This window comes from Chitinophaga caseinilytica (assembly GCF_038396765.1).
Taxonomy (GTDB): domain Bacteria; phylum Bacteroidota; class Bacteroidia; order Chitinophagales; family Chitinophagaceae; genus Chitinophaga; species Chitinophaga caseinilytica.
On record NZ_CP150096.1, the window covers coordinates 958,738 to 970,000 of the forward strand.

An 11,263-nucleotide genomic window follows, 5' to 3' on the forward strand; every position below is an offset into this window, starting at 1 on the left:
CGGCCCCGTCTCTATTTCGAAATGCTTTTTTTCTACAACATCGCCTGGTACAACGTCTCCATCATATTCTCCCGCACTTTCAGGCTCGACAACTTGTAATTCGTTCCCCCGTTCGGGCAAACCCGGTTGCTTAAAAAGATGAAACCCAGGTTCTTCGCCGGGTCTATCCATACGCAGGTCCCTGTAAACCCGGTATGGCCGTAGGTTTGCGGGGAGCAAGACTTGCAGGGATAAGGCTCCCTCCGTGTGGCATTGTCTTTCTCGGGCTTGTCCCACCCCAGCCCGCGGCGGCTGATCCCGGAATGATACCCGGTAAACATCTGGATCGTGGCGGGACGGATGAACTGCGTCCCGTTGTACGCGCCGCCGTTCAGCAGCATCTGTACCAGTACGCCCAGGTCGCCGGCGCTGGAGAACAGCCCTGCATGCCCGGCCACGCCGCCGAACATCGCGGCACCGGGGTCATGCACATCCCCGCGGATCCATTGCACCCTGAAATTGGACTCGAATTCCGTAGGCACCAAACGGCTCAGCGCCAGCCGGCTCCTCGGCTCGAAACCTGTGGTCTGCAGGCCGAGGGGCTCGTAGAAAGTTTCGCGCACGTAATGGTCGAGATGCTGGCCGGTAAGGGCTTCCACGATCTTGCCGAGGAAAATGAAATCATTGTCGCTGTAGATATACTGGCGGCCCGAAGGCAGCAATTTGCTGTCGAGTATCCGGCGGAACATGGTGTCTTCGTACCGGCGTTCCATATACAGGTTTTCCGCGACCCGCACGGTGTGCAGGGAATCCTGCTGGGGGGCGAACAGCACGGTATCGGGCCAGCCGTTGGGCATAAGCGTTTCCTTGTAAAAGGGAATGTACGCCACGAGGCCCGCCTGGTGCAGGAGCACGTCGCGGATCGTGAGCCTGGCCTTGTCTGTCCCGCGCACCCAGGGCAGGTAATCACCCAAGGTGGCATCGAGCCGCAACTTGCCTTCGTCGTACAAGCGCATGACAGACAATGTAGTAGCGCAGATTTTTGTGACGGAAGCCAGGTCGTACACGGAACTGTCGGTCACTTTTTCGCGCTGGCTATAATCGTAAAAACCGAAATTTTTATGGTAGACGAGTTTCCCGTCTTTCACGGCCAGCACCTGGCATCCGGGAGCCGCGCCCTGGGCGATCATGTCGTACGCCAGCGAGTCGATCCTTTGCAGGATGGCGCTTTTCATGCCCACGCTTTCCGGGTCGATGGTTGTTACCGTTACGGCCGGGGTTTCGGGGACAAGGCTGGTCAGCCCGGTACCGAAGGGGAAATTCTCGCACACGGTCACGGGCAGCTTGCCTTTCGGCTGCAATTTGCCGAAGATCACGTCTGCCGCCGCGCGATGGGTAATGCTATCGTCTTCATATCCCGCGATGATCGTGGGTGCGTCGCAGAAGTAACGGATGGCGTACGGGTTGCCGAATGCGACCGTCACGGCGGGCATTTCTTCCTGGATCTGGTTGATGACGGCCCTTTCCGCCCGGGTGATGCCGTAATTGTTCGCCGGCCTGCGGCTATAGTCCTGCAGCGCGATGATCACGGCATCGTAGTCCCTTTTCAGCACTTTGACCATTCCGGCCACCTGCGCTTCGGTTTGCCTGGGGCTGAACACGTATCCCGCCACATCGGGACGGTGGGCGCGCACGGCGGAAAGGAAGGTGTTGTTGCCACCGTCTACCCCCACGGCTACCACGGCTATTTTCTGCTGGCCGGGAACGGAGGATACGGGCAGGAGGTGATTATCGTTGCGGAGAACGGTGATGGCTTCTTCGGAAATCCGCCGGCGGAGGGGGAGCACCGGTGCGTTGAGGTCTGCAGCGATGTTCCGGGGGTCGATGGGTTGGAGTTGCGCCAATCCTGCGTCGTATTTGGAGCGCAGCACTTTCTTCACGCGGCGGTATACTTCTTCCCGGCTGATCTGTCCCTTCCGGATGGCCGTTGCGATGGCCTGCACGCTCCCGCGCGCCGTGGAAGGCAGTTCCATGAGGTCGTTCCCGGCCAGAAGGCTCTGCAGCGATTCCTGACCGTTGCTGTAATATTTGCGGATGCCCTGCATTTCCAGCGCATCGGTCACTACGATCCCGTCGAAGCCCATGTCTTTTTTCAACATGTCCGTAACGGTTTTGTAGGAGATGGAAGTGGGCGTGTTGGGCTTGTCGTCGATCGCCGGAACGTTCAGATGGGCGATCATCACCGAAGCTACGCCGGCCTCGATGGCGCGGCGGAAGGGATACAGCTCCAGGGAATCGAGGCTGGCGAGCGATTTCCGGATCACCGGCAGATCGTGGTGCGAATCCACATCGGTATCGCCATGCCCGGGGAAGTGCTTGGCGCAGGCCATAACGCCCACATCCTGCATCCCCTTGATGATGGCCACGCCGAGGCGCGCCACCTGGTATTTGTCTTCCCCGAAAGAACGGTCGTTGATCACGGGGTTTTCGGGATTGTTATTGACATCGAGGACGGGCGCGAAGTTGTATTGGATGCCCATCCGCCGGCATTGTTCGCCGATCGCCTTACCTACTTCGTAAATGAGCGCACTGTCTTGCACAGCCCCCAGCATGAGGTTCCGCGGGAAAGCGATGACGCTGTCCACGAACCGCATTCCCAGTCCCCATTCACCGTCTACCGCCACGAGCAGCGGTGTTTGGCTGGCTGCCTGCAGTCTGTTGACGAGGAGGGCCTGCCGTCCCGGTCCGCCCTGGAAGGTCACGATCCCACCCACTTTCACGTTGCGGATATCGCTGAGAACGGCGGCGACGTGGTCTGCCCCGAGGTTGGAATGTACGCGGATCATGATCAGCTGCGCGATCCGTTCTTCATGACTGAGGGAATTGAATACGCTGTCTACCCAGCGTTCGGCCGGCCCGGGGCCGGGGCGCGCCTGCATGGTATTGTCCGTAAGGATGGATGGTTTCTCGAGCATGCTTTCCGGCCGGGCGGAAGCGGCCATGAGCAATCCGCTCAGCCCTGCTACCGTTAATAATCTCATCATGTCATAAACATAACAAAAATCCTGTGCATCCACCAGCGGGAATTGACTGACGGCGAACGCATTGCATTATTCGAATATATCTTTGGGACGGATGGTCAATTTGGGACGGATTGATTTAATCATCGTCTACCTTTTTCCTTCTTTTATTGAATTATCTTTATTAATTTGGCTGATACATTCGCCAGAATTCAGTAATTACAATATTAATTACCAACTCATTCAATTTCTTATTATATTTGCACCTTACGGCCCGTTGATGGATGAACCTTTTTAGGGCGCAGACTGTAAGAAGAAGCATCGCGAACGAACCTGTAAACAAGCGCAAGCCTATTGCTTGCGGTCAATTATTATCAGCAACACATGGTCAATTTAATTCTATTTGGCCCTCCCGGCAGCGGGAAAGGAACGCAGAGTGCCAACATTATCGAAAAGTACGGATTGATTCACCTGTCTACCGGCGACCTGTTGCGCTCCGAGATTGCGGCAAAAACGCCGCTCGGCCTGGAAGCGCAGAAGGTGATGGACCAGGGCTTACTGGTGCCCGACGAGGTGGTGATCGGCATGATCTCCTCCAAGCTGGACGCCAATCCTGAAGCCCGCGGCTTCATTTTCGACGGTTTTCCGCGCACTACCGCCCAGGCGGAAGCGTTAGACAAGCTGCTGACCCTCAAGAAAACGGCCATTTCCGCCGTGCTGAGCCTCGAAGTACCTGAAGATGAGCTGGTACGCCGCCTCCTGGAGCGCGGTCACACCTCCGGCCGTTCTGACGACGCCAGCGAGGATGTGGTGAAAAAACGCATCGTGGAGTATCATAACAAAACCGCTCCCGTTGCCGATCACTACGCCAAATTCGGCAAATTGAAGAAAATCAAAGGCGAAGGCACCATCGAAAACATTTTCGATTCGCTCAGCAAAGAAATCGACGATCTGATGGGCGTGCGCGTGTAGCCAGCCCGTTTTGCATCATATTTACAACGCAAAGATCAGGTAAAGCCAAACTTTACGATCTTTGCGTTTTGCTTTTTGCTCCCGGCCAACCCCGGTGCAGGCAAATTTTGAATCATGGAGAATTTTGTAGACTATATCAGGGTATTCTGTAAATCCGGCCACGGTGGCGCCGGCAGCAGGCACTTTATGCGCACCAAATTCAAGGCGCTCGCCGGCCCCGATGGGGGCGACGGCGGCCGCGGCGGGCACCTCATCCTCCGCGGAAACTCCCAGCTGTGGACGCTGCTGCACCTTCGCTGGTACAAAAACGTGCTCGCCGAAAACGGCGGGAACGGTAGCGGCGACAATTGCACCGGCCACAACGGGAAAGATATCGTGATCGAAGTGCCCCTCGGTACCATCGTTCGCGACGAAGAAACCGGCGAAGTGGAAGCAGAAGTGATGAAAGACGGGGAAGAGATCATCTTCATGCCCGGCGGCCAGGGCGGCCGCGGCAATGCCTATTTCAAAAGCGCCACCAACCAGGCTCCCGAATACGCCCAACCGGGCCAACCCGGACTCGAAGGATGGAAAGTACTGGAACTCAAAGTGTTGGCAGACGTCGGGCTCGTGGGTTTCCCCAACGCCGGCAAATCCACCCTCCTGTCCAGCATCACTGCCGCCAGGCCAAAAATCGCGAATTACGCCTTCACCACCCTCACGCCCCAGCTCGGCATGGTGCATTACCGCGACGATCGCTCGTTTTGCATGGCCGATCTTCCGGGAATCATCGAAGGTGCGCACGAAGGCAAAGGCCTCGGCCACCGGTTCCTCCGCCACATCGAGCGGAACGCCGTGCTGCTGTTCGTTATCCCCGCCGATAGCCCCGATCACAAAAAGGAATTCGACATCCTGGTCAACGAGCTGGAACAATACAATCCCGAGCTCCTCGATAAACAATTCCTCATTGCCATCTCCAAAAGCGATATGCTCGACGAAGAGCTCCAGGAAGCCATCTCCGCCGAACTGCCCGCCGATGTGCCGCACGTTTTCATCTCTTCCGTTACGCAAGCTGGTTTGCAGCAGTTGAAAGACATCCTGTGGGAGGCGCTTTCCGTTGAAGCAGATAACGTTCGCGAAGCGATGCTGGAAGACGATGAGGAAGAGGAGGAGGAAAACGACGAGGAATAAATAAAGATTTTTTGGTGCGATGGTAATTTATTTCGTTCCGGACATTATTTTTGCACCACCTGCCACCCTAGCTCAGCTGGTTAGAGCGGTTGTTTCGTAAATAACAGGTCGTCGGTTCGATTCCGATGGGTGGCTCAGATAGCCTTCGACTGCAGCAATGCAATATCGAAGGCTATTTTGTTTTCATAATCTTTTATGAGCCCGGCGATTTCATCCCAGGCTTTATCCACGTCCGGCCTTGTGTAATATTCCCTGAAAACCCCTTCAGCAGAGGCTTCCGTGCGATGCAGGAAATGCCATGTCAGCATTTGGCGGAGAAATTGTCGCTGCAGCCCACCCGGCCCGAAATCCACCACATCCGCATTGGCGGCCAGCCATTCCAGGTTCTGGCGGAGCTTTCTTTCATGGCGCTGGGTTGTATTTTCAAAGCGGTAGCCTTCCGTTAATTCGCGGAGGAAGATTCCGGTGATCCCGGGATTGGGGAGGTCTTCCGCTTCACAATCGCCGCAACTGGCCGGTTCCACATCCCTTCCGAAGAAAAGCTGGACAAGCGTTCCGTTTTTATAGGTGCCGCCATGGTAGCGGAACACCTGCCGGAAGGTGCCTTCCCGATCTTCCAGGAAAACGAAATCGCAATAGGTATGCCGGTCCGGCGTGAAATAAATGGTGACAAACAGCGCTGGCGTCGCGTACGCGCCGAATGATTGCCAGGATTCGATGAAGGTGTGGCTCGAGATGGATGCGTGCCATTCGCCGTATGTGGCGGTATCGCCGTTGGTAAACAGGACGCGCTGTTCCGGGGAGACGCCTTTGGGAAGTTTCCCCACGTTCTGCGGGATGTATTCGATTTCCGGGGGATTCGCCGCTTTGGTTTTTGGGCCGCAATTGTACAGTCCTACGAAAAGTAATATCAAGGCGCCCAGCACGATGCCCATGAATTTTAGGGGCATGGGGCGCGGTGGTGGTGCGGCGGGAGGTGGTGGAGCAGGGTTCCGGTATGCGCCTGCGTGTTGCTGTTTAGTCTGCTTCGTTTGCGTGGCTGGGGGCGCTGGGGGCACGCGGCTCCAGGCCAGCTGGCGGTCGTAGCGGAGGCGGTCGTCGGGTTCGGAAAGGATGCGGTATGCTTCGAGGATTTCACGGAAACGGGCCTCCGCGGCGGGATTGCCGGGATTGCGGTCCGGATGGTATTGCATGGACAACTTCCGGAAGGCACTTTTGATGAACGCGGGCGTCGCATTTTCCGGGACGCCCAAAACCTGGTATAGTGTCGGCATGATGGTAGTCTACAGGCCCTCGTCTTTTATTAAAGTCATATTGTCAGCCATCATCGTTTCGTATTGATGGATGTAGCCGGTGATGGTTGACCACATTTCCTTGCTGTCCGGATAACGATAATGGGTGTTGAATAATTGTAAGGTCGATTGGAAGTCGGCGTGGAGGAAGTGCCAGGTCAGCAATTGTCGCAAGTATTCTTTTCGGAGACCGTTGTCGGAATGGGTTGTCGGCATTTCTGCATCGTGTGAGGCAAGATGGGCGAGGTTTTGGCGGATGAGATGGCTCAGTCCGTCGTCCTTTGTTGCTTTTACCAGGCGAAACGCTTTTTGTCCGTAGACCAGATAGATGCCGGCGATATCCGGATGCGGCAGGTCGGCAACGTTACAAACGCGGCAACTGCGGAAGGTATCCACATCAATCCCGAAATTCAACTGCAACTGAAAGGTTTTCAATGCGATATCGCCGTTATGATGCAGTACTTCCTCCATTCCTTTCTGTGGATCTTTCCTGAAAAGCCAGCCTTCCGATCTGTTCGCGTCCTGCTTGTGGGCGGAAACATACAGCAATGGGGCGTCATCTCTGGCCAAAATCATCCATCCTCTTTTCATATCCGCTTTTCCGGCAAACTTATTATTTTCCCGATCGAGGTAATTGAGCGTGTCTCCATTCCGAAGTACTACTTTTTCATCGGCGAGCGAATCCAGTTCTGCTGGTTGCTGGGGTTGCGTAAATCTGTATGTGTCCGTTTTCAAATCGGGCGCGTCGTCGCTGCTGCAGGCTTTCGCGAGCAACTTGACGATCAGGATCAATCCAATGACCACAATGATCCGGGTTTCGGTCTTTCTGCTCTTTTCTTTCCGATAGCGTTCATAGGTATCCTGTTCCGGTTCGTTTGGGAATCCGTATTCTTCTTTATCGGCGATAAAATTGCGTTGGATGTCGTACCGGGCGCGTTCATCCGGGTCAGACAGTACCCGGTAAGCATCGAGGATTTCCCGGAAACGAGCCTCCGCAGCGGGATTTCCGGGGTTCCTGTCGGGGTGGAATTCCATCGACAGTTTTCTGAAAGCTTGCTTGATATCTGAGGGGGTCGCATCTTCAGAGACGCCCAAAACTTGGTAAAGGGTCTGCATGAGCTAATGAGTAAAAGTAACGGCGATAGCGGAAATCCGGGTTTCTGTACGCGTTAATAGGTTGTAAGCGACTGCTCCTCTTGTTAAAGTAATAATTCAGGCATAATGTAAAGATAGAAAAACCAGTAATCATCTGGTATCGGAGACATACTTGATGAATGCTTCACTGGATAGATGATACATCATTGGAAGAGAAGTATTTGTGTGGGAAAAACGGTGCTTATTATGTTTGAAATGGGAAATGAGGTGGATTGTTTGTATGCTGCTCAAATATGAATAATAAACTTTTTGATGGTTAAGCTTTAAAGGTAGCTCCTGTACTGTGGAAGATAGTAATGGAGTATTGCTCAGGACGTTGGGTTGACGGGAAAGAGGGGTAAATACGGCTAGGAAAATTGCAATTGGGGAATGGGAGTTGAGTTATGAAAAAAAGGACGGGGTTGGAATCCAATATATGTAATCCTTTATACACTTTATTGAATTGAATATTACCCAAGGCGTTTGGTTGGCGGAACGAGGAATAAGTAAGTGTAGGAAAATCCTGTACTGGTGCGGATGGGAAAGAGGAGTAATTAAGGGTAGGTAAATCCGGTAGTGGTGACGATAGGAATGGAGCATTATTCAGGGCGATTGGTTGAGGTGAAAGAAGAGTATTTAAGAGTAGTAAAATTCTGCACTCGTGACAATAGGAATTGAATTTGGCTCAGGACGTTGGGCTGATGGGAAAGAGGAGTAAGTAAATGTAAGAAAATCTCGTACTGGTGAGGATAAGAATGGAATATTGTTCAGGACGTTTCGTTGATGGGAATGAAGAGTAATTAAAAGGAGGAAAATCCTGTACTGGTGAGAATGAGAATGGAATATTGTTTAGGACGTTGGGTTGAAGGGAAAGAGGAGTAAGTAAATGTAAGAAAATCCAGTCCTTGTGAGGATAAGAATGGAATATTGTTCAGGACGTTGGGTTGACTGGAAAGAAGGAGTAAATAGATGTAGGAAAATTGCAACCGGGGATGGGAGTTCAGGTATGGAGAAAACGGGGTGGGTTGGAATCCAATGTATGGAACCCTCTATCCATTCTATGAAATAGACTATTGCTCAGGACGTGGGGTTGATGGAAAATAAGAGTAAGTAATTGTCGGAGAATCTCGTACTAGTGACGATAGGAATGAAATATTGCTCAGGGCGTATGGATTGAAGGGAAAAAGGTTTAATTAAGAGTAGGAAAATTGCACCCGGGGATGGGAGCTCAGGTATGGAGAAAACGAGCTGGGTTGGAATCCAATGTATGCAGCCATCCATCCATTTTACTAAATAGAATATTGTTCGGGACGTTCGGTCTATGGGGAAGAGGAGTAATTAACTGCAAGAAAACTGCAAATGGGGATGGGAGTCGAGTTATGAGGAGCACGCGCAGGGTTGGAATTTAATATATGCAAACGTCCATCCATTAGTAAGTGTAGTAAAATTGCAATCGGGGATGGGAAGCGGGGGCTATTTTGCCCGGAAGTAGTGCAATCTATGGTTGCATTCCGGGATTCGGTGATGGGTATAAATAAAAAAAGGTCCAGGATTGCTCCTGAACCTTCTTTCAATAAATATGGCAGCTACCTACTCTCCCGCATGATAGTGCAGTACCATCGGCCATGAGGGGCTTAACTTCTCTGTTCGGAATGGGAAGAGGTGAACACCCTCGGAAAAACCACCATAAGATCTTTAAGTATCTTACTACTAATAAATTTACATATCGGGAAGTTGTAAAACACGCTCTTTACTTTCAGGTTTCCTTGCGGATACCTTCAGCTTCGATAAAGAGCGTAAAAATAAAATTAAAGCTTACGGGCAATTAGTACTACTCGGCTTTGATGTTACCACCTGTACACCTGTAGCCTATCAACGTCGTCGTCTTCGACGGCCCTTAAAAGTAAACTCATCTTGAGGTAAGTTTCACGCTTAGATGCTTTCAGCGTTTATCTTGCCCGTACATAGCTACTCTGCACTGCACCTGGCGGCACAACAGATACACCAGCGGTACGTACGACCCGGTCCTCTCGTACTAAGGTCATGTCCTCTCAATTTACTAACGATCACAACAGATAGGGACCGAACTGTCTTGCGACGTTCTGAACCCAGTTCACGTGCCACTTTAATCGGCGAACAGCCGAACCCTTGGGACCTTCTCCAGCCCCAGGATGTGACGAACCGACATCGAGGTGCCAAACCTCCCCGTCGATATGAGCTCTTGGGGGAGATCAGCCTGTTATCCCCGGAGTACCTTTTATCCTTTGAGCGATGGCCCTTCCATACAGAACCACCGGATCACTTTAGCCTGCTTTCGCACCTGCTCGGCTTGTCTGCCTCACAGTCAAGCACCCTTTTACTAATGCGCTCTGCGTACGATTACCAACCGTACTGAGGGTACCTTTGCGAGCCTCCGTTACTTTTTAGGAGGCGACCACCCCAGTCAAACTACCCACCAAACAATGTCCCCATTTTCACGGGTTAGACTCTAAGTAACAGAAGGTTGGTATTTCAACGTTGACTCCACGACTCCTGGCGAAGCCGCTTCATAGTCTCCCAACTATCCTACACATCTGGCACTCAAAATCAATGTTAAGTTGTAGTGAAGGTTCACGGGGTCTTTCCGTCCCGTTGCGATTAACCGGCATCTTCACCGATACTACAATTTCACCGAGCTCATGGTAGAGACAGTGTCCAACTCATTAGACCATTCGTGCAGGTCGGAACTTACCCGACAAGGAATTTCGCTACCTTAGGACCGTTATAGTTACGGCCGCCGTTTACTGGGGCTTCAGTCAGGAGCTTTGTATTGCTACGAACACCCTTCCTTAACCTTCCAGCACCGGGCAGGTATCAGGCTCTATACTTCATCTTTCGATTTTGCAGGGCCCTGTGTTTTTGTTAAACAGTTGGTTGGACCATTTTACTGAGACCACATCACTGTGGTACGCCTTATCCCGAAGTTACAGCGTCAATTTGCCTAGTTCCTTTACCATGGATCACTCGAGCGCCTTAGGATATTCTCCTCGACTACCTGTGTCGGTTTACGGTACGGGCTGCTATAACCTAACCTTAGAGGTTTTTCTTGGAAGTCTGATTAGGGACATTATCACTTCAGCCGAAGCTTCTGTGTACTATCAGGTTCAGCACCAACTGCGGATTTTCCTACAATCGGTATACCTACACCCTTTAACGCACTATTCCGTAAGTGCGCAGTCCTTTCACTACTCCGTTACCCCATCGAAATTATAGCAGGTACTGGAATATTCACCAGTTTGCCATCAGCTACGCCTCTCGGCTTTGCCTAAGGACCCGACTAACCCTGATCCGATTAGCGTTGATCAGGAACCCTTAGTCTTACGGCGAAAAGATTTTTCATCTTTTTTATCGTTACTTATGCCTACATTTTCTTTTCTGTACGCTCCAGCATACCTCGCGGTACACCTTCGATGCAGTACAGAATGCTCCCCTACCGATCACCCGCCTAGCGGGGATCCTAAAGCTTCGGTAGTATGTTTGATGCCCGATTATTTTCCGTGCCCAAACCCTCGACCAGTGAGCTGTTACGCACTCTTTAAATGAATGGCTGCTTCCAAGCCAACATCCTGGCTGTTTTAGGGTTTGAACTGCGTTTGTTCAACTTAACATACACTTAGGGACCTTAGCTGTTAATCTGGGTTATTTCCCTCTCGGCCA

The 11,263-nt window shown here is 52.1% G+C and carries 5 protein-coding genes, 1 tRNA gene and 2 rRNA genes (1 of these 8 cut by a window edge); 3 read left to right on the forward strand and 5 right to left on the reverse strand.

The features are described 5' to 3' along the window. Positions 1-32: 32 nt before the first annotated feature. Positions 33-3,023: a glycoside hydrolase family 3 N-terminal domain-containing protein gene (locus WJU22_RS04090; RefSeq protein ID WP_341842001.1), complete on the reverse strand. Its 2,991-nt coding sequence runs from the start codon at positions 3,021-3,023 to the stop codon at positions 33-35. Positions 3,024-3,383: 360 nt separating this feature from the next. Here WJU22_RS04090 and WJU22_RS04095 point away from each other — a divergent pair, with 360 nt between their 5' ends. From WJU22_RS04095 to WJU22_RS04105, 3 genes are all read left to right on the forward strand, one after another. Further along, complete coding sequence (locus tag WJU22_RS04095; RefSeq protein WP_341842002.1) at positions 3,384-3,971, forward strand: adenylate kinase; 588 nt, start codon at positions 3,384-3,386, stop codon at positions 3,969-3,971. 114 nt (positions 3,972-4,085) lie between these two features. After that, the gene (obgE, locus tag WJU22_RS04100; RefSeq protein WP_341842003.1) at positions 4,086-5,141 is read left to right on the forward strand and encodes a GTPase ObgE; all 1,056 of its coding nucleotides are present in this window, start codon (positions 4,086-4,088) and stop codon (positions 5,139-5,141) included. Positions 5,142-5,202: 61 nt separating this feature from the next. Next, positions 5,203-5,276: transfer RNA gene (locus tag WJU22_RS04105), tRNA-Thr, on the forward strand. Here the strand turns inward: WJU22_RS04105 and WJU22_RS04110 are convergent. The 4 genes from WJU22_RS04110 to WJU22_RS04125 form a co-directional block, all read right to left on the reverse strand. Further along, positions 5,276-6,415, reverse strand: coding sequence for a J domain-containing protein (locus WJU22_RS04110; RefSeq protein ID WP_341842004.1), 1,140 nt, complete (start codon positions 6,413-6,415; stop codon positions 5,276-5,278). The genes WJU22_RS04105 and WJU22_RS04110 overlap by 1 nt on opposite strands. 9 nt (positions 6,416-6,424) lie before the next feature. Then, complete coding sequence (locus tag WJU22_RS04115) at positions 6,425-7,549, reverse strand: J domain-containing protein (RefSeq protein ID WP_341842005.1); 1,125 nt, start codon at positions 7,547-7,549, stop codon at positions 6,425-6,427. Positions 7,550-9,144: 1,595 nt separating this feature from the next. Next, positions 9,145-9,256, reverse strand: a 5S ribosomal RNA gene (gene rrf, locus WJU22_RS04120). Between the two features lie 116 nt (positions 9,257-9,372). Beyond that, a 23S ribosomal RNA gene (locus WJU22_RS04125) occupies positions 9,373-11,263 on the reverse strand (it continues 992 nt past the right edge of the window).

Excerpts from the sequence above, each read along its gene's own strand:
- WJU22_RS04090 (WP_341842001.1), bottom strand. The coding sequence starts at position 3,023 with ATGATGAGATTATTAACGGTAGCAGGGCTGAGCGGATTGCTCATGGCC.
- WJU22_RS04095 (WP_341842002.1), top strand. The coding sequence starts at position 3,384 with ATGGTCAATTTAATTCTATTTGGCCCTCCCGGCAGCGGGAAAGGAACG.
- obgE (WP_341842003.1), top strand. The coding sequence starts at position 4,086 with ATGGAGAATTTTGTAGACTATATCAGGGTATTCTGTAAATCCGGCCAC.
- WJU22_RS04110 (WP_341842004.1), bottom strand. The coding sequence starts at position 6,415 with ATGCCGACACTATACCAGGTTTTGGGCGTCCCGGAAAATGCGACGCCC.
- WJU22_RS04115 (WP_341842005.1), bottom strand. The coding sequence starts at position 7,549 with ATGCAGACCCTTTACCAAGTTTTGGGCGTCTCTGAAGATGCGACCCCC.